Below are 24,936 nucleotides of genomic sequence, written 5' to 3'. Positions count from 1 at the left end.
TCAGGCGGCTAAGGATTTATCTTTATCCTAAATGTCATTACCGAGGTGATGCCTATAAAATTGGAAGGGAAGATTGTTCTTGGCTTTCCGTCGGTTGACTTTAGTGTTATCAGAGGTTTTAAGTAATGTTCTTCTCCTTTCGTGAATAATCTGATAATCGAACTGTCAAGAAAAACGCTGTCATGACTTGTAGCGCTGAATATTCCTGCGTCCGGATCGGTATCGGGCAGATTAAATGTAAATAAGGTGTCCATGAAGAGCGAATCAGGGTGAACGTTAAATTTGGTAGAATCATCGGTAATCAGCAGCGAAATTGTTCCGCTGAGAGGAAAACTGTTTACCAGCTCGGATTCCACAATAGCGTAAAGAATATTATTCTCTATCTGTTCCTTCTGTTCTTCCTGAAACGCCGCTATAGTGTTTACGGTAGCGGGTACGAACTTAGCGGTTGAATCAAGAGAAAATACGAACGGGATTTTCAATTCGAAGCCACCCCCTAAACTTTGACCGATGGCGACCACGCCCTCTCCAAGCAGGTTTGTTTCGCCGGATACAGTAATTTTATCCGGAAAAATATTGAAAAAATCAACAATGTCGGTTTCTCCGGACGGTTCACATAAATCATTCACGCATGTCATATCTTTAATAAATCTAATAACGGTAGTTTCCGGCTGAGCGCTGGAAAAAGACGGCGAAAGTATTTCGGCATTTCGCAAACTAAGACCGGCTGAAGTTCCGAATAGAGAATTAGTTCCCACGATATCCAGATCGAGAAACATCGGTACAGAAATGGAGTTATGCAGCTTCATTATTAATTCCACATCTTCGAAATTTATTCCGGCAAAACCTTCAGGCGTGTTTTCGATATTTGTCTCGGTAGTGGGTATTGTTTCGTCAAAGTTGGCTCTCCATCTTTTGAATCGAAGCGTATCAAGACCGATTACAATTATTACGGCATCATCCTCTGTAATGGTGCTCGACATACCTGTCGAGATGGTGGACGCGCTAAAAATATATTCAATATCAGAAAGAGGCATGCCCCCTGCGGGATTCGTTAAGCTGTCCCCCCCTAAATCCACTATCCTTATATCAGTTGATCCCGGTGGAATATTCTCCCAGAAAACTTCTTTTGCCACATTGGAAGCCGAATCAATAAAATTCGGAAGAGTCAAATTCGCCTGTAACGGAACTTGCAGCAAATTTTGAATTGAAAAAGTCATATCATCCGTATCTGACCGGAATCTTCCGCTTATCAGTTCCGTACTTCCAGAAATCCCCAAGGGAATAGAATTTGAAATATCAATATCAATTTGTGGCAAGTTTCCTTTGACTCTTGTTGCCACGAACGGTGGGATAAACGTCACCCCGATAGTAATCTTTCCCTGCTTTGAAGTGGCGTTTATAATGAAAGCTCCAACTCCGGGAGAATCTCCTGTTGCCAAGATCGTAATAGGAGCCACCATTGTCTTACCGGCAAGGTCAATATCCCTTGTTACGGTCTGATCAGGATTTATTGTTCCGAAATCAGTCGTGCCCAATATAGCGTTATCCGCTCCTGTTAACACTATTACCAGATTTGTTATCGGTATCCCTGAAGCGGGCGCGTCAATGAAACCGTTAGCGACAGATATTCGTATAATTCCCTGTGACATATCGGCTTCTTCCACGTCCGCTATAGCGATTTCATTTTCGATAGGATCCAAATCGAATGGCGGAACGGGAACAGTTGTTCCGTTAGGAGCGGCGGCAACCGCCGCAGAGACAGATGAAAGCGCCGCAGATTCGAAAGTTTGGTCGGTTCCGATATTGTCGAGTTCGATAGGGCCGACCGTCTCACTAATAGTCACGGAAGCAATACCGGCTACCGTTAAAAGCTCTTTGCTTATTTTAATGGTACCGATGGTATCCTGGACATTGAGCCTCAATATATTATTCGAGTCTACGTCAATAAAGCCATCGGAACTGTCCTCCTGTATCGGACCGCGCAAATCACCGAGAGGGTAGACTTCATCAATAAGGGGTATCACAAGGTCAAGCTCCCAGGAGGGTGACTGGGGGGCTTCCAGGAAACATGTTGTAGAGAGAAGCGGAATAAACGATAAAAGGATTAAACGTTTAATGACCGCTCTGATTTTCATAGCAAGCAGTTAATTAACACGGCAAATGCTGCCGGTATTAATTAGCTGTTCCGGATCAAGTTCCCTGATCCCATGACGATAAATATTTCTCTTGTTCAGAGGTAAGAGTGTCAATAGTTGCGCCCATACTTTCAAGTTTGAGCTTAGCCACAAGTTCGTCAATATATGCCGGAACTGCATGAACTCCCACATCGAGATCGTTCTTCAAGCTGTACTCGGAAGAGAGAGCCTGCACCGCAAAACTCATATCCATTACGCTTGCCGGATGTCCTTCAGCGGCTGCAAGATTTATAAGGCGGCCCTTTCCGAGAACATAGATTATCCTGCCGTCAGACATAATATATTCGTCAACGTTATCCTTAATGTCTTCCACAACCTTTGAGGAAAGTTCTCTAAGAGCGTCCAAATCAATCTCCACGTTGAAATGTCCTGAATTGGCGACAACCGCTCCACTTTTCATTTTCTCGAAGTGTTCTTTTCTTAAGACATGAATATCACCGGTAAGAGTACAGAACAAATCGCCTTCAACGGCTGCCGCGTCCATAGTCATAACGCGGAACCCGTCCATCAAAGCTTCCAAAGCGCGGGTAGCATCGATTTCCGTCACGATAACGTTCGCCCCCATTCCGCGAATTCTGTTGGCGAATCCCCGACCGCACCAACCATATCCGCCTACAACAACGGTCTTTCCGGCGATAAGCATATCTGTGGCTCTGATAATTCCGTCTACCGTTGATTGACCTGTGCCGTATCTGTTGTCAAAGAGATGTTTCATCTTCGCGTCGTTCACCGCTACTACGGGGAGCTTGAGAACTCCGTCTGCTTCCATTGCTTTGAGCCTGTTAACGCCTGTTGTTGTCTCTTCCATCGAACATTTGATCTCTGATATCTGACTTTCATAATCTTTGTGAAGAACCGTAACTAAGTCCGCTCCGTCATCCATTGTGATATTGGGTTTATGCTCCAACGCCGCTTTTATATGGGCATAATACGTTTCATCGTCTTCGCCATGAATGGCATATACCTCAATGTCTTCATGAACTACCAAGGCGGCTGTGATATCATCCTGAGTACTTAGCGGATTTGAAGCGCAGAGAAGAATATCAGCGCCTCCTGCCTTCAATGTTCTAACCAAATTTGCCGTTTCAGCAGTTACGTGCAGGCATGCCGACATCTTAACCCCTTCAAGCGGTTTTTCTTTTTCAAACCGCTCTTTAATAAAGGCAAGAACGGGCATATCTCTGTTTGCCCAGTCCATCCTCGCTTTTCCCGCATCTGCTAATGATTCATCTTTTATATGGTGACCCATCAATTCCTCCCGACAAAAATATGTTTTCTGATTTTTATTTTATTTTTTAAGATCTTCAACTTTGTCCAATCGCTCCCATGTGAATTCCGCTTCATCACGACCAAAATGCCCGTAAGTCGCAGTTTTCTTATAACGTGGAGCTCTTAATTTGAGTGCTTCCATCATTCCTTTTGGCGTCAAGTCAAAATTATCATTGATTATAGTTACGAATTCGTCATTAGAAACTGTTCCTGTTCCAAAAGTTTCCACGTGTATGGATACGGGCTCGGCGACTCCGATGGCATAAGCCAGCTGCAATTGACATCTTTTCGCCAGACCCGCCGCAACTAAGTTCTTTGTTACATATCGAGCCATATATGCCGCTGAACGGTCCACCTTGGTGGGGTCTTTTCCTGAAAAAGCGCCTCCCCCATGAGCAGCAAATCCGCCGTATGTATCCGCTATTATCTTCCTGCCGGTCAATCCCGCATCGGCTTTAGGTCCTCCCTCGACAAACCGTCCAGTTGGGTTAATATGGAAAACCACATTATTGACCATGAAATTTTCCGGAATAGTCGGCTTTATAACCAGCTCGATAATGTCTTCCCTCAAAGTGTCATTATTTACCGATTCCGAGTGCTGCGTGGAAATCACAACGTTCGAAATCGACACCGGTTTGTTATCAACATACTTTACCGTTACCTGTGATTTACCGTCAGGTCTGAGGTAATCAACTTCTCCGGTTTTCCTTATCTTGGCAAGTCTCTTTGTGAGTGCGTGCGCGAGATGAATCGGAGTCGGCATATATGCATCATTTTCGTCTGTGGCATAACCGAACATCATCCCCTGGTCACCCGCTCCATCGGCATCTACACCCATAGCAATATCGGGTGATTGTTGGTCAATGCTTGTCAATACGGCGCAGGTCTCGAAATCGAATCCCATTGACGCATCCGTATAGCCGATATCCTTTATACATTTCCTCACAATAGTAGGAATATCCACATATGTTTCGGTGGTAATTTCCCCCGCTACCAATACCATTCCGGTAGTTACCATTGTTTCACAAGCCACGCGACCCATATTGTCGTTTTCATAAATCGCATCGAGTACCGAATCAGAAATCTGATCAGCTATTTTATCAGGATGCCCTTCGGTTACCGATTCTGAAGTGAATAAGAACTCTGTCATTTGTCTCCCTTAATAATTACTGTCTTTTAATATCAGTCAAATTTTATTTCTGAATAATCGCCAACGCTCAGCTTTCGCACAGTTCCATGCACCAGAGCGTGCTCGCCTATTATAGAGCCGGTCATACTACAGTTCTCTAACGATGCGCCCTTGGCTATCACAGAGTTCGTGATAATGCTGTTCTTAATTATCGCCCCCTCATCAATCGTCACGTGCGGGCCGACAATAGAATTCACCAATTGAGCCGATGACGCTATGTAACAGGGATTCGTTACGATGCTGTCAATCTGTTTCGTATCGTTTCCGCCGGATTTGTCGAGAAGAATCCTGTTCGTTTCCAAAATGGTTGACCAGCTGCCGCAATCGTATAAATTTTCCACATCGAAAATTTCTATTTTTTCTCCGTTGTCAATCATATCCTGAAGAGCATCGGTGAGCTGAATCTCACCCTTTGTAGTAATATTTTGCTCAACTAAACCATCAATCGAGCGTTTAAGAACCGACTGATTTTGTATCCGATAAATTCCCGCTATTGCCAGGTCGCTTGCCGGGTCTTCGGGTTTTTCCACGAGTTTTGAAGCATACTCCCCATCCATTTCCACAATCCCGAACATCTGCGGATTTTCAACCTTTCGAACACCGATAGCCGAGTTAGTTTTACCCAATAAACTCTTCAAATCAATGTCTATTATTGTGTCTCCGAGAAGAATAATTGTCGGCTCGTCGTTATCGTCTAAAGCGATTCCTACGGCGTGTCCAAGTCCCTTTCGCTCGGATTGCACAACGCTGCGCGTGGATTTTGGATAATTTTCGGTTAGAAATCGTTCGACCTGCGAGGCTTCATAGCCAACAACCACAACAATCTCGTCCACACCGGCATCTAAAAGAAAGTCCAAAATGTGACCGATAACCGGCTTACCTGCCACATTGAACAGCGCTTTCGGTGTTGTGAGCGTATGCGGCCTAAGTCGTTTTCCTATCCCCGCAGCGGGTACTATTGCTTTCAAATCTCTAAATCGTTCCTGTCTTTATTTCCTGTAGATTTTAACCCGCTAAATATATCAATTTCTGTCTAAAGGTCAACTATTCTAATTCCATTTGATAGAAGTCTTTTCCGATATGATCAAAATCTTTAAGTTTCTGTTTGTACTTCTTCAGCCGTCTTCTGAGTTTTTCTGCGGCTCCATCTACTGATTTAAATATTTCGTCGCTTGTATCCTTTGTGACAAGATTCTTTCCGTAAACTCGTAGTATCAGCTCCGCTATTCTATCGTTTTTAACTTCTTCAAGGATCACCTGACAGTCTAATATCCGGTCATAATGTTTTTCGAGACTGTTAATTTCGTTTTCTATATATTTTTTGAGTTTATTGCTCAATTTAAAATTTCTCGCCGTTATCTCTATCTTCATTCTACCCTCCTTTACGGTTAGAATTTATTTCTCACTGTTTTCAAAGCCTGCTCTCGGGTGTGCCTGTCTATATGTTTTTTTCAATCCTTCCGCTTCCACGTGAGTATATAGCTGGGTAGTAGTCAAATCTTCGTGACCGAGCAATTCTTTGACGGCATTCAAATCCGCGCCTCTTTCAAGCAAATGTGTGGCAAAAGAGTGCCGCAGCACATGAGGATATTTCGCGTTTTTTTCCACCGTCATATCCATATATTTTTTTACTATCCGCTGTATTCCTCTTCCGGAAAGTCTTTTGCCGCTCTTGTTCAGGAATAATGCCGTAACTGATTCATCATATTTTTTTGATTCGCGATAAACCAGATAGTTTTCAATAGAATCCCATCCCGGTTTTCCCAGCGGAACGATCCTATCTTTTGAACCCTTCCCCTGTAATTTCAGACTCCCTGATTCAATATTGAGGTCTTGAACGCTCAGAGCGGCGACTTCAGAAAGCCGAGCGCCGGTTCCGTACAATAGTTCCAACAGCGCGGAATCTCTCGCTCCCGCAAAGGTATTTCTGACGGGAGCCATCAGAAGCCTGAGGGCTTCATCAACGGATAGCGGTGTGGGAAGTTTCTTTTCCACCTTAGGGAACACGACATTCTTCGCCGGGTTCACACGCAGAACGCCTTCTCTCGCTAAGTATTTGAACCATGATTTAAGAGCTGCCAGCTTTCTCGAGGCGCTCTTTCGGCTGATACCGTCCTCGGTCAGTTTTCCGAGGAAATGCCGCACCGCGGTCCGGTCAATCTCTTCTATTAAAACCCCCGGATTGGAATGATATATCACTAAAAATTCCGTAAATTGCCGTATGTCCAATGAATATGCTTCAATAGTTTTATCGGAATAATTCAGCTGATCCTTTAACGCGGTCAAAAAATCTGATTTATGTTTTTTCAGATGCTCTCCCGGCTCAACATCATTGTCCGCCGGTTTCATAGCGACATCAGATTTCAATTGAATCACCCGGATTTAATGTCTTAGCTGATAAATTCAGCGCTTCTAAACCTGCCGCAAAATCCTCAGGATCAGCTTTTATAAGATCAAATGTGTTATAGTGAATAGGTATGTTCAACTTTGCCTTTAGAAAATCGGCTGCTCGAACCGCGTCTTCAATTCCCATTGTAAAGTTATCCCCAATCGGCAGCAGCGCAATATCAAGATTTGTAATCTCGCCGATAAGTTTCATATCTAAAAACAGACCCGTATCGCCGGCATGATATATATTCTTACCGTCAACGGAAACGATTACTCCACATGGGTTGCCCATATATATCATTCCCTCATCAGGAGTATCGAGTCCGCTGCCGTGATGGGCTATGGTGAACTTGACTGTTCCAAAAGGAAATTCTTTCCTTCCCCCAATGTGCATTGCCGCCGATTTCACACCTTTTTTTTGAAAATAATTTGCGATTTCATAATTCGCTATGACAGTGGAATTCGACGCTTTCGCAATCTCCACAGCGTCTCCGATATGGTCGCCATGACCGTGCGTAATAATAATATAGTCCGGTTTTAATTCTTCTTTGCTGACCGGCGCAAGCGGGTTTTCTGAAATAAACGGGTCGATAAGAATATTGGCATCATTGGATTCTATCTGAACCGCTGAATGCCCAAAATATGTGAGGACAGCCATTATAACTCCCCTTCTATTTGGTGTATTTTTCTACTTCAAACTGTTCAAGCACAGATTTAAAATCCTCCGGAAGCGGACAATAAAACTCAATCTCCTTACCTGTCACAGGATGGTCAAGTGTCAATCTGCTGGCGTGAAGAGCTTGTCTTGAAATGAGATCCAACGCCTTAACAGCAACTTTTCTTCTCTCAGGAGTGATCATCCCAGCCATTCGCCCGCGTCCCCCGTACTCCGCATCGCCGAATATTGGTCGGTCAATATGAGCGAAATGAACCCGCAGCTGATGGGTTCTTCCGGTGAGCGGCCGCAGAGTAAGCAGAGAAGTGAAATCCATCACCACATCGACAGAATAGTTTGTGACTGCTGATTTGCCAATCACGCCGGCCGCCATTTTAGTTCTGTCTTTCTTGCTCCTGCCCACCGATTCGTCAATCTTTCCTTCATTTTTTGGCATTTTATCCCAAATAATCGCGCTGTATTCTTTTTTTATTTCTCTTAACATAAATTTATTTGTTATTGCCGCGTGTACGGTGTCGTTCTTCGCAATCATAATGAGTCCGCTCGTTCCTTTATCGAGCCGATGGACAATTCCCGGTCTGAATTCGTCACTGCCGGAAGAAAGAGAATTTGAATAATGGAGCAGTGCATTTACAAGAGTGCCGCGCAAATTCCCCCTTGCAGGATGAACCACTATACCGGCAGTCTTGTTTATGACTATTAAGCTTTCGTCTTCAAAAACAATATCTAATGGAATATCTTCAGGCTCTGCCTTGATTGGTTCGGGGCCGGGAATCGTTATTTCAATTTTTTCGCCCGGGTCGATCATATAACTTGGACGGACAGGCTTACCGTTAACAAGAACGTCGGCTCCTGTTATGAGCCGTTTGAGTTGACTACGGCTTAGATCACCAATCTGCCTTGAGAGAAACACATCTATCCGTTCAGGTTTTTTATTTTCAGGAACAGCAATTGTGAGCTGGTTGCTCAATCTGCTGTCTCTACTTCCGGTTCTTTTTCCTCCCCTTTCATCATCCATGATGCGATTAAGAACCAGACAAGCCCCACTGAAACGGCGGAATCCGCCACATTGAAGACAGGCCACCTGTAACTTGATATTCCCACATCTATGAAATCAACTACCTTGCTGAAAAGAACCCTGTCAATCATATTCCCGACTGCGCCACCGAAGATAAGCGCAAGCGGAAGGTAAACACTAATGCCTTCGTTTCTGTATTTATACAGGTAATAGAGCACAACAGCGCTTGCGATAAATGATAACCCTGTGAATATGGCAAGGTTCGACACTTTTATACTGAAAGCCAATCCTTTATTTTCCACGAAAGTAAAACGAAGAAGAGTGCCGAGAATGTCGAAAGAATCGCCTACACCCATATTATTTCTGACGACCTGTTTTGTGATTTGGTCGAAGATTACTACTAAACCGGCTACCGAAAGTGATTTCAGCACGGATATATTCCTGAAATTTTAAATGCCGTTTACTTTGACTTCAGTCTTGCAGGGAACACACATAGTCGCATGAGGAACTGCCTCTAACCGTTTATCCGGAATGGCTTCTCCACACACTTTGCATACTCCGTATTCCCCGCGTTCGAGCCTTTCAAGCGCCTCATTAAGATAGCCCAGGTACTTGTTTTCTCTTGCTAAGAACAGATAAGCCTTTTCTCTTTCCTCAGAATCTGTCCCTAAATCAGCCATATGGAATGAATAATTTGAGGCATCTCCGGAAGATCGGCGAGAGGATTTTTCTATCGCCGTTTCTTTCAATTCCCCTAACTCTTCTACCAGAATCTCACGCTTATCAAGTATTATTTTTTTATATCGCGTTTTGTCTTTTTTATTCATATTTAACAAGTCTTTTAAGAGCCGGAGATTCTCTCAATCCCAACAGTCAATTTTTCTTCTCCGATCAGCAGTTCCCGGCTATATTCTCCATTTTCAAATTCAAATTCTATATTTTCCGCAAGCACCTCGTCTGCAAGATATTTTTCATTTTCCTTAACAGCTTCTAACAACTCGCCGCTAATGGAAAGATACAATATTATTCTGTCAGATACATCAAAATCCGCTTCCTTTCTTAAATTATTTATTTCGTGAACCAGGTCTCTTACCATGCCTTGCCGCAGTAATTCCTGAGTCAATGTCGTGTCTAACACTGCAACCATCCCGTTGTTATCGACAACTACCATTCCTTCAGCGACCTCATGCTCAAAACTGACCATCTCCGTTGTTACACTGAATTCCTTATCATTGCTCACTACAATCAGACTACCTTTTTCTTTTAGGATTGTACTCAGTTCCTCCGCGTTCAGTTCCTTAATAGCGTTTGCTAACCCCTGCGCGTCTTTCCCAAACGCAGGTCCGAGAAGATTATAATTCGGCTGCGCGGTCATGGTGGAAAGATCGCTTATATCCTCAAGAACACTTAATTTTTTGATATTTAATTCTTCTAAAATCTCATCTGACAGATCAACAAGAATCTTCCTCTCTTCCTCAGAATCCGAGTAGAAATGAACCTCATTCAACGGTTGCCTGACTTTTATTTGCGATTTGTTTCGTGCCGCTCTTCCGGCTTCTACTGCTTTTATAACGATGTCAATTGCCTTAATAAGCCCTTCTTCAATCAGATCTTCATCCGCTTCGGGCCAGTCTGAGAGATGAACAGATTCGGGGGCGCCATCAATGCTATCCCTTACTAAATTAGAATATATTTTTTCAGTCAGAAACGGAAGTATGGGAGCGAGAATCTTAATCAACATAACCAGCGCCTCATAGAGGGTATCGTACGCCTGAAGTTTATCTTCGTCATTCGAACTTTTCCAAAACCTTCTCCGCGAACGTCGAACATACCAATTTGACAGGTCCTCAAGATAATTCTCGACCCTTCTCATAACGCCCACGGTCTGATAACCGTCAAGCTCCTTAGTAGCTTCTTTCACTAACAAATTAGTTTTTGCTATAAGCCATCTGTCGAGTTCATTCCTGCTTTTCACATCCGTTCTTTTATTCGGGTCGTATTTGTCTATGGATGCGTAAGTGGTGAAAAATGCGTAAACGTTCCATAGAGTGAGAATCTTACGTCTGTCTTCATTTGCCAGGTCATGACCGAATAGCAGATTATTATACGGGTTTTGTGCTGCGTACATCCAGCGCAATACATCAACTCCAATATCATCTGCCGCGTCATCAAACAGAATGGCGTTACCGGCGCTTTTATGCATATCTTCACCCTTTTCATCCTTAACAAGGGCGTGACCAAGCACATTTAAAAAAGGCTCCCTATTCTCCATTACCGCGCTCATGGCAAGCAAACTGTAAAACCAATTCCTGAACTGCCCCGGAAACGATTCAGTTATGAAATCAGCAGGAAACCATTTCTCCCAGTGGCTTCTATCAGAATTATAGCCCATTGTGGAATAAGGGACGATTCCCGCGTCGAGCCAGGGATTTCCTACGTCAGGGATTCGCGAAACCTCGTCGCCGCATTCCGAGCAAGCTATCTTCACTTTATCTATCCACGGTTTATGAGGAGAGTGACCGTCAAATTCATCCCAACCTGCTACGGCTCTTTCCTGCAATTCTTCACGGCTTCCTATAACATCAATATGACCGCACTCCTTACATTCGTAAATCGGAAGCGCCAATCCCCAATAACGTTTTTTGGATATGTTCCAGTCCTGCATATTAGAAAGCCAATCGAGCTCTCTTTCAAGTCCGAATGAAGGCATCCAATTAATTTTCCGTGTGACAGCCTTTATCTCTTCGCGGAGTTCGTCCATCGCAATAAACCATTCATCCACAAGCCTGAACACAAGTTCAGTCTTACACCGCCAGCAAACAGGATACCTGTGACTTATCGTGCGTTTTTGATATAAGACGTCTTTTTCTTTGAGATGCGCGAACAGCCTGTCATTTACTTCAGCTACGTTTTTCCCTGTCAGTTCTCCAAAGCCGGCAATATAATTTCCCGCTTCATCAAGAGTTTTAATAACCGATAAACCGTATTTTTTGCTGAGACCATAATCCTCGCGTCCGCAACCGGGAGCGATATGAACTATGCCCGTACCTTCTTCGTCGCTCACGTCTTCCCAGCTGATTATTTTGTGCTCAACACCTTTCTGAACCTCCAAATCCCCGAACGGAGTTGAATACTCCCAACCCAAAAGATCTTTGCCTTTCAATTTTTCAAGGATTTTATATTCTCCGTTAATCTCCTCAAGCCTGTTTTCCGCCAGATAGAGAATTTTTCCCTCATTTTCAATTTTGACATATTGAATCTCTTCCTTGACCGCTGCAGAGACGTTGGCTGCGAGTGTCCACGGTGTAGTAGTCCAAATGAGAAGATGTTCATTTTCTTTTCCTATAAGAGGGAATTGAACGAAGACGCTCGTATGTTTTATTTCAGCATAACCTTCTGTGGCGATCTCATGTTCGGAAAGCGATGTTCCGCAGCGGGGACACCAGGGCATAACATCATCACCCTTGTATATCAGTCCTCTGTCGTAGCATTTTTTCAGGAATGTCCAAATGGTGTAGTTGTTTTCATCAGAATAGGTGTAATAGGAATTGTCCCAATCCATCCAGTAACCGAGCCTGATAGATTGTTCCGATTGAATCGCCGAGTATTTTCTTACCCGTTCCTTACATTTTTCGACAAACTTACCAATACCGTATTTTTCTATATCCTTTTTGGACTTGAATCCGAGTTCCCTTTCTACTTCAACTTCGACCCAGAGTCCCTGACAGTCAAATCCATTCTGATACCGCTGATCGAAACCTTGCATCGCTTTGTAGCGTTGAAATACGTCTTTGTAAGTTCTTCCCCAGGCATGATGAACTCCCATAGGATTATTGGCCGTAATGGGTCCGTCAAGGAATGAAAATGTTTTATTCCCCTTGTTCTTTTCCCGGAGTTTTTCGAAAGTTTTCTCCTCTTCCCACCACCTGAGGATTTCTTTCTCCAGAGCGACAAAATCTACTTTGCTTTGTGCTTTTTTTATCAATGGATATGACTATTAATCATCAGTTGATTCATCATCGCTTTCGCTCCTAACGATAAATATAAATTCGTAATCATACTCTGCATGTAAATCTGCAGCTTTCGCAGCAAGCTCTTCCTCAACATCCTCTAAACCTTCAGCAGATGTCCTTACCTCGACAACGATAGACCCGTCAACTTCTTTCACAAAACTTAAAACCTTTGTTCCGGTAAACATCTCTGAGAGAGACGCTTCCGTTTCATGAATGATGCCTTCAAGCTCAATATCTGTTATCACTCCACGATCCTCCAGTCCAAATCCCGGCGTTCAGTTTAGATATTTGTTTATAAGTAACGATAATTTCTCCCTTGATTCAGGACTTATACTATTATTATCAGTCATCAGGGCGCTGCTTAACGCTGTAGCGCACGCACATTCCCTTTTTTCAGGAATATTTGATAAAGACGACATAATTCCTGCTCTTGCCGATTCAATCGATGCTTTTAAATTGGTCATAACTTCAGGCACTGATACCGGCTCTAATTCTTCGTGCCACGCATCGTAATCGGTCACAAGCGCAATCGTAGAAAAACAGATTTCCGCTTCTCTCGCCAACCGTGCTTCCCTCATATTTGTCATGCCGATAACGTCCATCCCCATTTTCTTAAAGAATTGACTTTCGGCTTTCGTGGAAAATGCCGGTCCTTCCATATTAACATAAGTGCCACCCTGATGCACTTTCAATTCTTGCTGAATCAGCGAATTATAGAGAACCTCAGACAATACAGGACAGACAGGTTCCGCCAGCGATACGTGACCCACAATTCCATCACCAAAAAAAGAATTATTTTCTGTATATCTTGTTCGGTCAAAAAATTGATCCACAATCACAATATCGCGCGGAGCAATCTCCTGCCTGTATGACCCTACCGCAGAAACAGATATAATCCGTTCAACTCCCAACTTTTTCATTCCGTATATATTAGCGCGATAATTTATTTCCGATGGAAGAAGTTTATGACCTCTTCCGTGACGCGGCAAAAATATTATCTCTTTTTCTTCGTAACTGAACAGGGAATATTTATCCGAAGGACTCCCCCACGGAGTGTCAACAGACAGCTCACTAATCCTTTCCAGACCTTCTATTTTGTAGAATCCCGAACCACCGATAATACCGATTTTTGCACTATTTTCCACTCTTATTCCCTATTTCATCTAAGCCTCGCAAATTATATACATGCTCATATAATGTCAAGTGAAAAGCCCGTCAAAATCAGCTGAAAGTGGCGTAATAATTTGTGCTGGTAAAGTCTCTGTGAATCTGAGCTGTATTTAAGAAATTATCAGAGAAGTGAGAGTGAAAAACTTAATAGATTTGTATAATTATTATCTGAAGAGAGCTTTAATGCTGCCCCATGTCTCTCGAGCCGCCGAGAGTGTGGGAGTAACGCTTACCAATTTTGAGTACGAGAACGACCCGTCACTATCTAAGATTTTTAATCGATAACTATATGTTCGGACAGTAGATTTTGAAAATACCGATTCATCAAAATAGGTATAGCTGCTGTTACTGCCTAACGCCTTAATTGTAGTTAAGACTATGAATGTTCCGCCGGACGTACTCCGTTGAATTTCATATCCTTCCAACTCTAATTCTATCCCGGAGTCCCATTCTAATACGATACCGTTGTCTTTCGGATACGCTGACAAATTGCTGATGTCGGTTTCGCCCGAAAGGCTGCCAACAATCAGAAATATAAGAATAAACGTTAAAGATGATTTTTTCAGCATATTTGATACCGACTGTTTAGTTACTTCCCTACCATTTTAGCTTAATTTTATTATTAATCAAGATATTTTTGAAAATATTCAGCTTTTTCATCTCAATAAAATATAAAGGGTCGGTCCCGAAACAGGAACCGACCCTTATATTACGAATTACAAACAGCGCTATTTCAACATTATCATTTTACGGACCTTATTGAAATCTCCTGCCTGAATCCTATACAGGTAAACACCTGATGATATCTGATTACCTGTAGATGTAAGTCCGTTCCATTCAACAGAATGGAATCCTGCCTGCATAAGTCCGTCTACAAGTGTAGTTACGATCTCACCTTTCAGATTATATACCTCCACTACGACATTACCTGAAACAGGTAACTGATAGTTTATCCTCGTTGTGGGGTTAAACGGATTTGGATAGTTCTGGTCAAGTGCGAAAACTTTCGGAATCGCGCCTGAGAAACCATCAACACCTGTAATCAAGAAGGAGAATTCGTTTGAAGATTCTCCTTCCTGTTCTGAAAAGTCAGTGGCGGTTACATAATATACGTATGTACCTCTTACTGAAAATTCACTGTCGAGATATACCGTTCCAGTTACATTCGCAAGAGGCGAAAATCCTGCGCCGTCTCCTACTGAACGATATACGGTATAGAATTTAGCCTCTTCCTCGACTATTTCAGTCCAGCTCAACTCAATACCCGCTGCATTCGCTGCTCCGACTAACGATGGCGCTTCAGGTATGAGATTATCCACAGACTCACCTGTACCCGGGGAACCCATAAGGAAGCCGTCGAACTCGGTATGTGCGATAACCAAAAATGTCGACGGAAAGAATTGACTGGGTGGGATAAAGTCACCGCGAGTTGGAGCGTCCCTAAAATATCTATGAAGATTTACATCAGGAATAGATTTTATAAAGGTCGTGTCAACTTCACCTCCTTCGCTCTCATCGAGTCTCCAGAGAGAATAATTTGTGACATCAGCAAAGTCCAGAGACACCCCATACCACCCAACTATTACCTGTCGACCCTGGTCGTCAGGAAAATCCCGAACCGAGAAGACATCAGGAAGACCACTTGTACGCGGCTGGAGGTTGAAGTCAACATTTACTGTATTATCAAGAACTACTACGCCTTCCACAATAGCCTGTTCAAATCCATCCGCAAAGGCTTCAACAGTATATGTACCGTTCAAGACGGGAATCCAATAATATCCGCTCTCGTCTGTCCCGCCGAAATTCACAAATCCGGTAACGTCATAAACATCAACTCCTGCAAATGGAACCGGCTCTCCGTTGTCAAGGTTGAGGACAAAACCCTCGATCGCACCCTGAGTTGTATATACGTATAGATTAACACCAACACTGTCCGAAGCTATCTCATATTGGTCTTGAGGTGAAAATTGGTTTTCCGACAAATGACATACCGCAACACAGTACCCGTTGTTGCCCATTTCGAGATCAGCGAAGCTGGATGTAGGCAGTGAATAAGTGCCTCCTGCAGCCTCACTCGTAGTCAAAGTATATCCAAGCTGAGATGTTCCTCTGACCTCAAATCCACCTGTAGCGGTTAAATTCAGAAATGTAGTACCAGTAATAAAGCTATCTGTGTTATAGGCTACCAGATTTACAAGCGCGAAACCACCCGTAGGTACATTAACGTACTGGGTGAATGGCACTAAATAATTCGGGTTAAACCAATCAGGTTCTGCGAATACGTTCCAATCTCCTCCAACAACAGCGAAATCGACTATCCCAATAGAGTTGGTTGTGCCGAATACTTCCGCACCAAATCCATCATCCTGAAACGCCGTTACCGGGACTCCTACAAGAGCCAAACCGTTGTTGTCTTGTACAGAAACTGTTATAGTTGCGTCACCGGATATAAAATTAAAATCTATCATGGTTACGTCTCCCGCAACCAACTCAAAATAACCCGCGGGATCAGGAAACAGACCACCGGTCACATCGAATGCATCAACCGCCCCGATAAACCAGAAGCCCGGACTTTCAGTGGGAAGATCCAGTGTATAGTTACCTGAAGCGTCTGAAATTGTCAGAGCAAATGATTCCGGTCCATCTTCGAAAGTCTCCTCAACGGCTCCTTCAAATGCAAGTATCAGCACCCCTTCATGAGTTCCCACAGAACCTGAAACCGTAAACGATGACGGATCGGCTTCTACTCTCAGAGCTGCGGTATCTGCCACCATACCGACACCATCATTAACCGTTATCAGCCAGCTGCTTTCAGCTACTATCAGAAAAACATCTTCTTCATCTTCAAATGGATACAGAGTTATCTGAATCGTACCTGCAGCCGGATTCTCATCTTCAAATCCATTGTCAACAACGAACGCATCTTCGTCATCTTCAAACAGACTGAAATCGCCCGCATCCACAACCTGATTATCATTCGCGTCCCAAAATACATCAAAAAACGCGGTATCTCCCAAAAGATCAACCGTTATTACCAGCGAATCACCCACAGTAATCGTATCAGGATTACTTCCGTTCAATGAAAGTACTGTTGATCCGATAGCAACAAATTGAGCGCGCTTCATAATGCTTCCGCGTATGCTTATTGAAGTAACTTCCCTTGAGAGTCTAAACGGTTTTAAGATCGCTCTTCTCTGCGTACTCAGTTTAGCTCTATTGGCATCTCCTAACATTCTTTGATGAATAGTCCTGAGTTTCTGAGACATATCTTTGAATATAGGAGTTTGAGCTTTCAGCGAAAGACGACTGAATTTTGTTTTTTCCCAGCCGTTAGATTTGTAAAGCTCCAGCCATTTCTGTCCGTCAAATTTGGCTGCTATTTCAATGTTCTTAGCGTCCCTTTCAGAAACCTTCTGAGGTCCGCTATTGCCTGCAGCCACTACGCTGTCGACGCCTGTAAATAAACCCAGCATCATTACCGCCAATACGACAATAAACATTACGCCGACTTTATTTGTAACATTTGATACCATGTGTTACTCCTTTGCTTTGTTGATCCTCACTTATCTGTAATATTATAAGACATTATCCTTACTACTAAAAATGGATGATAGTTCCGCTAAAATGTAATTTAAATCACACCCGTTATTATTAATAGACTTATTGTTGTGGATTATACTGCTACCAACAATATAAATAATATCCCCCAGCATCAGCATTTTCTCGCCTCACCTACATTTTTCGAACTTACCTTTATATCGGCAATATCTCTTTTAGCTATAGCTCGATGTAAGTACAACAATCGTGCCAGCTTGGAGAATTTAAAATACATTGTTTGAGACAGTTGATTACAACCTTTCAACTGATTTATTTCGAATAAAAAATGATTCATTTCGTCCATAATTTTGCAATCGTTCACCCATCTCCAATACATTAAATCCTACTACAATTAAGACAATCAGAAGAACACAGAAGTGGACCCTACTGTTTGGACAGATTTCATTGATTCTTAGGTGTCAAAGTTCCGGTGTTTATCATGCTGCACGATTCCTATTAAATTCAGAAAAATATACCTCATCAGGAGTCCTTCTGTCAAGTGATTGATGAGTTCTTTCAGAATTGTAAAAGTCCATCCATGTTCTGATTGATCTTCTTGCCTCTCTTACTGATTCGTAGGCCTTTAAATAAACTTCCTCATATTTCAAGCTCCGCCATAATCTCTCAATAAATACGTTATCCAACCAACGACCCTTACCATTCATGCTAATCTTTATCTGAGCATCTTTTAGGACAGAGATAAAATCATCGCTAGTAAACTGGGATCCTTGATCCGTATTGAATATCTCAGGTTTACCATACCGATCTATCGCTTCTTTCAATGCCTCAACACAGAAATCACTTTCCATACTGATTGAGATTCGCCAACTCAAGACCTTCCGGCTATACCAGTCTGTAATAGCCATTAGGTAAACAAAGCCCATAGGCATAGGGATATAAGTGATATCAGCAGCATAGACCTGGTTGGGACGATCAATGGTCAGATTTCGAAGTAAATACGGATAGATCTTATGACCCTTTCCCCGCTTACTGGTATTAGGCTTGCTGTATATAGCGTTGATACACATCAGTCCCATGAGTCTCTGGATTCTCTTTCGGTTGACTGTATAGTCGATTCGGCGATTGACCTGATCCCTTAAACTACGGCTACCCATCCATGGATACTTTATGTGAAGCTCATCCAACAGCCGGCACAAGGTCAACTCTTGTTCGTCCGGTTCACTCCTTTTGAGTTTATAGTACAAGGTGGATCTGCTGATTTCAAATAGATCACACTTGGTCGTCTTTGACAGTGTCTGATCTTCATTTATCATTGCTCTGCGCTCTTCCTTACTCAGCGACCGAACGCTTTGGCTAAAAAATCTCGTTCCATGGTCAACTGACCGATCTTAGAGTGAAGTTTATCAATTTCTGCTTCTGTGTCTTTCCGATCTTTCTCCCCGGTGCCAAACAGATCAACTGCCCCATCGGTGAGCATGTTCTTCCAACGTTGGATCTGATTTGAATGCAAATCATATCTGCCGGCAAGTTCCGCAAGGGTATATTCTCCTTTTAATGCTTCTAGGGCTACCTTGGCCTTGAATGTGGAAGCGTGATTACGTCTCTTTCTTTTTGTCATTCGGTGTTCCTCCTCGGACTTAAGTTAATCCGGATATTACACCTATACAAATGTCCAGTTTTTGGGGTCCACTTCTGACAATATAAATTACCGAGATATCTAAATTCAATTCAGATATTCTAATCTTTTTCTTGACTGCCGTCAACATCGCCTATATATTAGCATCGGTTTAATTATGGTGAAAAATTTAAGAGCAAGAAGAAAGGGTTCCGGAAGTGACATTACCTACGGGAAAAGGAATTACCAGTTTTTCTTCGGAGGGCTGGCATTCATTATTTTGGGATATGTCCTGATGTGGAACTCAGAGGTCTATAGCCAACAAGCGCTAACTGTCTCAGTCCTTCTTCTTTTCGTCGGCTATCTTGTTTTACTCCCCATTGCCATTATGTATAGGGATGTAAAAGCGCAGACTGACCAAAAATCTTAAATTTTACCAATCGCCTAATGGGGTGGTAGTTCAATTGGTTAGAGCACCGGCCTGTCACGCCGGAAGTTGCGGGTTCGAGTCCCGTTCACCCCGCTCTACTGACCCGCAGAGTTAATAGCTCAGCGGGTCTTTATTTCTTTTTGAAATATATCACTTTATTATTGAGGCAAGCATAGGAGTTTAGTATCTTACTAAGTCTTCCAACGTCAATAAATAATTTTAATTGAGTAATTATTTAGAAATCATGGCAAAAATAAAAAGAGTATCACCGAAGCATCTATTTGTTTTCTCTTTAATAGGAACTTTGTTTATCGGATGTGATATGTTCCAAAATCCTCCTCTAATGACTTTTGAAGCACATATATTTTACTCGGAAATTGATCACAGAGCAGTGAAAGATTGGGGAGAAAATATCGACGTATCAATAGAATTTCAGGATAACCGATTTGTCACTCCCGATGGTGATGAAATCAGGTCTATCAATCTGACGAAAAAAGAAAACCTAAAAGATTCTGCTATTTTCAGAGGGGAATTATTCGGTGAGGTCAATTCAGAAGACTACCGAGATATTTCTTATAGCTGGGTCATAAATAATATCAGGACAAAACATATTTTTAAAAGGAAATCTTCGATTTCTAAGGGAGATTCTCCCAAAAAATCGTTGTTGTTGGATGTAACGAAAGTGATTTTTGCTGAACACATTTGGAATAAATCCAATAATTCCATTGAGCATAACATAATGATAACCAACCAATCATCATATTTACTTGATTCACTCGATTTTTCCATCGGATATTATTCGAAAAATGATATTAAATTGGATCATAAAAACAGGGTTTATAGAAACAGTATTTCACGAAACAGAACGAAAAGAATAACTTTTTCGGTCCGAAAAATTAAAGGCTTAAATAAGGTGAGTTCAGCAAGCCCCCATTTATCTGCTATCTACTATAACGAAATATTGAACTGACAATATATCCTCTCAATCGAAAATAATTTAATTCCTGAATCAAAAAAAGTTTTAGCCTTCGAGTTTAAGTGTGATTTGAACACTTGACAAATCACCGATGACCCCCTAATATGCGCTATAGATGAATATTTATATCCGGGAACAAATAGTATTTTGGAGCGATAAACCGTTATGAACAGAAAATTGTTTTACATTTCAATAACGAATATCATTATAGTCTATCTTTTGCTGTTTAATGGCGTTTCCAATGCTGTCGCAAAAAAAGCCGTAGAAACCGACATCAGCCGACCTCATATTTATGATAATTTTATTTGCGGTACGAGGTCAGATCATATGCTTCACTCAAAGGCGATTAAGCTCAATGCACTGCAAAAATCCCGGCTGAGGAAAATCCAGTTTGTTCCGAAAGTAACCGCGGATAGCGATGTCGGCGACCTGGCTATCATCGAAGACGACGGTTCATTGACCCTTCCGCCCTCACCGGCAAACCCTTTTGATTTAGATAAGAAAACGCTCCTCTTCACTCCTAACGGCAGTGGCGGTTATGATGTCACCCAAAAAGCATTTACATTCGACACAAATTTGGGCACCAGACCTCCTAATGTGGGCGACGATACGAACCATGAATTTAACCTTACCAATGGCTTTTCATTTCCATATTTCGACACTACGTGGACAAATATTTGGGTGCGTTCAAACGGGAATGTCACTTTCGGCAATATCGGTAACCCTGACTTTTTTGATCCAGATGATTTCGATTTGGAGCTGCCTATGATAGCAGCCTTTTTTACGGACCTTGATCCACTCGTCAACGGTGGAGTGTTTGTTAAATTCAGCACCTCTAAATTTGTTGTAACATGGAATAAAATCACTGAATTCGATCAGACGAATTCTAATACGATTCAGCTTACGCTACGCAGCTCCGGCACTTTCGAGATCAGCTATAACGGAATAGACATCAAAGAACCTGCCGGCGTCTCCGGCACCCTCATTGTAGGTTATAATTCAGGAAATAGCGATCCTACTTCGATTGATGTAGATTTCAGCGCTGAACTGCCGGCGGGCATAAAAGGCAGCTCATTTGATGTGTTATTCGAGTTATTCAGACCTCGGAACACTCTCCCGCAGGTGGATTACAATGAAACAGTTAAACGGTTTTATCAAACACACGGCGACGATTTCGATCAAATCGTAATGTTTACAAACTTTGCATCTGATTTAGGCGGTGGATTCGCCTTTCATCTCGGCGTCAGTAATGCAGTGCAGGGAATAAACAGAGAAACAATTGATAACACCGCGAACTGGGGATCAACAAGAAGGCTTAAAAGCTTCCTGAACATGAACGATATTAACATTTGGATTACTGATCCTGCGGCACAGTTTTTCACTGACGGTAACAGCTTTCTTTCTATTATGGCACAGGAATCCGGGCACAAATGGCTCGCATTCGTAGAATTTATGACTGACACCGGCGCAAGTAATTTGATGTTGGGAAGAGGCGATGCGCATTGGAACCGATTTGCATTTACCGAATCGTCCTCATTAGAAGGAAACGATTGGGTTGAAAAATCCCCGAACAATTTTGAGAATGCCTCAGTTGTTAACGGATTCAGCAATCTCGATCTTTATCTGATGGGATACCGCTCCCCTGAGGAAGTACCGGATTTCTTTTATATCAGCAGCGAGTCAAATAACACAATTGCAAACAGGTCTTCTCAGAGCACTGTAAATCCAGGGGTCACGGCAACAGGAATACGAACAAATGTCACCGTTGATGATATAATCGCTGTGGAAGGCTTGAGAACACCAACCCGGGATTTCTCAATAAAAGACCACCGCCAGGCGTTTATATTACTCGTTGAAAAGGACAGTACTGCTTCGGCTGCCGAGATAAGCAAACTTCAGAATTTTATAGACGCGTGGAGAGATTATTGGAACGTTCATACCGACGGTAGAGGAACTATGTCAACGAGTTTAACCACAAACCTTCCTGTTGCCGTTCTTGAGGGTACGGTGAAGGACGTTTCCACAAATTTGCCTATTGAAAATATGCAAGCCGAATTGGTTGAAAAAGGTATAAAACAACCTGTAATTTCAGGAGGCTATTATACATGGCGAGCCCTTGCGGACGATCTCAATCCGCCGAACGAATCATTCACTCAGGTAATATCCGCCTATCCTTATTTTCCTGATACCTCAACTATTACTATGGCGTTTGGCAGCAGTAGCACTAAGAATATAAACCTGACCATGTTACCTACAGGCAGTATATCGGGAACTATAATAGATGCCATATCAGAGTTACCTGTTGAAACTACCGTCTTTTTAAGCGTAGGTAGCGATCAAATTGAAGACTTTGTATTAGAGACCGCTTCTGATTCGCTCGGATTTTACCGATTCGACAGCCTCTTTATATCTCTGCCCGGTGTGATAACTTATAAAAGCATCACTCTTGAACCGGGATTATCGGACGTGGCAGTTAACATCACCGATATAACTGTGAATGAAGGTAACAATGTTATCAATATCACTCTGAATGCCGCTGATCTGATGTTGGTGAATGACGATCCGACAGGAAATTATATAGACTTCTATCTCGATGCTCTTGATTCGCTTCGCATTACATATAGCCAGTGGAAATCAATGGATAAGGGCCCCGCCTCAACAATAAATATCGATCGGTTCGGGTTTCCCGTTATAATTTGGTTCACAGGAGATGCGGGATTAGATGCCATAAGTCCGGCAGAAGAAGATAGTCTGATTCAATTTCTTGACGGCGGGGGAAGACTGTTTATTACAGGACAGAATGTGGTCGAGTCCCTTCCTCCCGCAAGCACGCTTCTCACTGACTACTTTGAAGTCAGTCATGGAGGTAATAACGCAAGTGATATTGTAATGAGAGGGATCTCAGGAGATCCTGTGACAGACGGGTTTTCTCTATTTGGTATTTTCGGCGGCAATGCCGCACACAATCAAACTTCTCCCGACATCTTTATGCCCACCGGTAACGCATCAGCAGCGATTAAATATGGAACTACTGGAGAAAACGTATCCGCTGTTTCTATCGACAACGGCACATACAAGATTTTCCTGGCAGGGTTCGGAATGGAAGCTCTCGTGGAACTAGACCCGACACTTACCAAGCGGCATGAATTACTTTCCGGAGTGCTGGACTGGTTTGAAGTCCGAAGCTCTATTGATGTGAAAGAAGACCTGTCCGTAGCTCTGCCGAAACAATTCGTTCTTGAGCAGAATTATCCTAACCCGTTTAATCCCGAGACTTCGATAGATTATTCTCTTTTTCAGAGCGCGAAAGTTAAAATAACCATTTTCAATATTCTCGGTCAGCGTGTGAAGACGCTTGTGGACAGAGACTTATCAGCCGGAAAATATACCGTCATCTGGAACGGTTCGGCCGAAAGCGGAAGATTGGTCGCGTCGGGAGTTTATTTTTATCGGTTAGAGGCTATCAGCAGCTCTCAGGCAGGCAATAAAGTTTTTGTCGATACTAAGAAGATGCTCTTTTTGAAATAATCTATTCGGCTGTTCAAAGTCCCGGGCGCATCATCTTCATTATTGCGCCACCGATGGATGCTGCCGTTTTTCTCGGAACTAACCGCGCCATAAAAGCTCCCATATAATTAATTGTTCCGTGTATAACAGAAGCTCTACCGCCTAATTTTTTAAGCGCTAATCTCACTACATCCGGCGATTTTGCCGGTGTAGGACCGCGACTCCGTTCAACATTAGCACGCGATTGAAATTCAGTTGTGGTATAGCCCGGCGACAGCGCCATCACATCAACGCCAAGATTTTTGTATTCACCCCATAATCCTTCGGCAAGAAATAGGTTAAAGGATTTTGTTGCCGAATAGACACTGAAATATGGTACGCCCTGATACGCCGCCGTTGACGCTAAAAATATGACTGCGCCTTTCTTTCTCTCTACCATTTTTCCTATTAAAACTCCTGTAAGAGCTACAGGGGCAACACAATTCAGTTTCACCATATTGACCTGATAATCCATATCATTCTCGTGAAACCGCCCCAGAGAACCATATCCGGCGTTATTTATTAAGATGCCCACTTCCTTATCGCTCACACCGTTCTTGATGTTTTCAACGGCATCGGGTTCGATCAAGTCCTGTCTAATAACCTGAGTTTTAACTCCGTAAGCTTCTTCAACTTCTTCGGCGATTGCTTCCATCATCTCTGTTCGTCTCGCGATGAGGATAACGTTCATCCCTTTTTCAGCGAGTTGCCGGACAAAATCCGCTCCGATTCCCGATGATGCTCCGGTAACAAGCGCCCATTCGCCGTATCTTTCCTGCCAGGTTTTCAAATACCGGTTCGCCTATTTTGCCAGCAGTTCTTTTCTTCGTTTCGTTCGGGTTCGCGAGTCTATAGAATCCACCGCCCTAACGGCATATTCCTGCGCCGTA

General features: G+C 42.8%; 20 protein-coding genes and 1 tRNA gene. 4 read left to right on the top strand and 17 right to left on the bottom strand.

Going from position 1 to position 24,936, the window contains the following annotated elements; translation table 11 throughout:
- Window positions 1-8: 8 nt before the first annotated feature.
- The 16 genes from IIB39_05370 to IIB39_05295 form a co-directional block, all read right to left on the bottom strand.
- On the bottom strand, window positions 9-2,027 hold the full coding sequence (locus IIB39_05370; protein MCH8928130.1) for a hypothetical protein: 2,019 nt from the start codon (window positions 2,025-2,027) through the stop codon (window positions 9-11).
- 166 nt (window positions 2,028-2,193) lie between these two features.
- Window positions 2,194-3,447, bottom strand: a complete 1,254-nt coding sequence (locus IIB39_05365; GenBank protein ID MCH8928129.1) for an adenosylhomocysteinase — start codon at window positions 3,445-3,447, stop codon at window positions 2,194-2,196.
- A 39-nt stretch (window positions 3,448-3,486) separates the two neighbouring features.
- Window positions 3,487-4,617: a methionine adenosyltransferase gene (locus IIB39_05360; GenBank protein ID MCH8928128.1), complete on the bottom strand. Its 1,131-nt coding sequence runs from the start codon at window positions 4,615-4,617 to the stop codon at window positions 3,487-3,489.
- A 32-nt stretch (window positions 4,618-4,649) separates the two neighbouring features.
- Entirely contained in the window at window positions 4,650-5,624 is a 975-nt protein-coding gene (locus IIB39_05355) for an NTP transferase domain-containing protein (protein MCH8928127.1), read from the bottom strand.
- A gap of 76 nt (window positions 5,625-5,700) precedes the next feature.
- Window positions 5,701-6,027, bottom strand: a complete 327-nt coding sequence (raiA, locus tag IIB39_05350) for a ribosome-associated translation inhibitor RaiA (protein MCH8928126.1) — start codon at window positions 6,025-6,027, stop codon at window positions 5,701-5,703.
- 24 nt (window positions 6,028-6,051) lie between these two features.
- A complete protein-coding gene (locus tag IIB39_05345; GenBank protein MCH8928125.1) occupies window positions 6,052-7,023 on the bottom strand; it encodes a tyrosine recombinase in 972 nt (323 codons plus the stop codon).
- Window positions 7,013-7,702, bottom strand: a complete 690-nt coding sequence (locus tag IIB39_05340) for a metal-dependent hydrolase (GenBank protein MCH8928124.1) — start codon at window positions 7,700-7,702, stop codon at window positions 7,013-7,015. The genes IIB39_05345 and IIB39_05340 overlap by 11 nt, the downstream gene beginning before the upstream one ends.
- A 13-nt stretch (window positions 7,703-7,715) precedes the next feature.
- Window positions 7,716-8,738, bottom strand: a complete 1,023-nt coding sequence (locus IIB39_05335) for an RluA family pseudouridine synthase (protein ID MCH8928123.1) — start codon at window positions 8,736-8,738, stop codon at window positions 7,716-7,718.
- A complete protein-coding gene (gene lspA / locus IIB39_05330) occupies window positions 8,687-9,169 on the bottom strand; it encodes a signal peptidase II (GenBank protein ID MCH8928122.1) in 483 nt (160 codons plus the stop codon). Before lspA ends, IIB39_05335 begins: the two co-directional genes overlap by 52 nt.
- Window positions 9,170-9,187: 18 nt before the next feature.
- Window positions 9,188-9,565, bottom strand: a complete 378-nt coding sequence (locus IIB39_05325) for a TraR/DksA C4-type zinc finger protein (GenBank protein MCH8928121.1) — start codon at window positions 9,563-9,565, stop codon at window positions 9,188-9,190.
- A 14-nt stretch (window positions 9,566-9,579) separates the two neighbouring features.
- Complete coding sequence (locus IIB39_05320) at window positions 9,580-12,723, bottom strand: isoleucine--tRNA ligase (protein MCH8928120.1); 3,144 nt, start codon at window positions 12,721-12,723, stop codon at window positions 9,580-9,582.
- 12 nt (window positions 12,724-12,735) lie between these two features.
- Window positions 12,736-12,996 carry a hypothetical protein gene (locus IIB39_05315; protein ID MCH8928119.1) on the bottom strand — a complete coding sequence of 87 codons (261 nt, stop codon included), beginning with the start codon at window positions 12,994-12,996 and terminating at the stop codon, window positions 12,736-12,738.
- Window positions 12,997-13,026: 30 nt separating this feature from the next.
- Window positions 13,027-13,878, bottom strand: a complete 852-nt coding sequence (gene mtnP / locus IIB39_05310; protein ID MCH8928118.1) for an S-methyl-5'-thioadenosine phosphorylase — start codon at window positions 13,876-13,878, stop codon at window positions 13,027-13,029.
- A 207-nt stretch (window positions 13,879-14,085) separates the two neighbouring features.
- Window positions 14,086-14,490: a hypothetical protein gene (locus IIB39_05305; protein ID MCH8928117.1), complete on the bottom strand. Its 405-nt coding sequence runs from the start codon at window positions 14,488-14,490 to the stop codon at window positions 14,086-14,088.
- A gap of 159 nt (window positions 14,491-14,649) precedes the next feature.
- Window positions 14,650-17,454, bottom strand: coding sequence for a carboxypeptidase regulatory-like domain-containing protein (locus IIB39_05300; GenBank protein ID MCH8928116.1), 2,805 nt, complete (start codon window positions 17,452-17,454; stop codon window positions 14,650-14,652).
- Between the two features lie 501 nt (window positions 17,455-17,955).
- A protein-coding gene (locus IIB39_05295) for an IS3 family transposase (protein MCH8928115.1) occupies window positions 17,956-19,097 on the bottom strand; the annotation gives its coding sequence in 2 pieces (ribosomal slippage) (window positions 17,956-18,842 and window positions 18,842-19,097; 1,143 coding nt in all).
- Between the two features lie 175 nt (window positions 19,098-19,272).
- On the opposite strand from IIB39_05295, the gene IIB39_05290 reads away from it, so the two are divergent.
- The 4 genes from IIB39_05290 to IIB39_05275 all read left to right on the top strand — a co-directional run bounded on the left by IIB39_05290 (window position 19,273) and on the right by IIB39_05275 (window position 24,028).
- Window positions 19,273-19,524, top strand: coding sequence for a DUF3098 domain-containing protein (locus tag IIB39_05290; protein MCH8928114.1), 252 nt, complete (start codon window positions 19,273-19,275; stop codon window positions 19,522-19,524).
- Window positions 19,525-19,543: 19 nt separating this feature from the next.
- Window positions 19,544-19,617, top strand: a tRNA-Asp gene (locus IIB39_05285).
- A gap of 151 nt (window positions 19,618-19,768) precedes the next feature.
- On the top strand, window positions 19,769-20,494 hold the full coding sequence (locus IIB39_05280) for a hypothetical protein (GenBank protein MCH8928113.1): 726 nt from the start codon (window positions 19,769-19,771) through the stop codon (window positions 20,492-20,494).
- A 171-nt stretch (window positions 20,495-20,665) separates the two neighbouring features.
- Entirely contained in the window at window positions 20,666-24,028 is a 3,363-nt protein-coding gene (locus IIB39_05275; protein ID MCH8928112.1) for a T9SS type A sorting domain-containing protein, read from the top strand.
- A 13-nt stretch (window positions 24,029-24,041) separates the two neighbouring features.
- Here IIB39_05275 and IIB39_05270 read toward each other — a convergent pair whose 3' ends face one another.
- Window positions 24,042-24,836 carry an SDR family NAD(P)-dependent oxidoreductase gene (locus IIB39_05270; GenBank protein ID MCH8928111.1) on the bottom strand — a complete coding sequence of 265 codons (795 nt, stop codon included), beginning with the start codon at window positions 24,834-24,836 and terminating at the stop codon, window positions 24,042-24,044.
- Window positions 24,837-24,936: the final 100 nt, after the last annotated feature.

It is taken from the genome of Candidatus Neomarinimicrobiota bacterium (assembly GCA_022573815.1).
Classification (GTDB): Bacteria; Fidelibacterota; SORT01; order SORT01; family SORT01; genus JACZTG01.
Note: the sequence above shows the minus strand (reverse complement) of the source record. Positions and strands in the feature narration are given on the sequence as shown.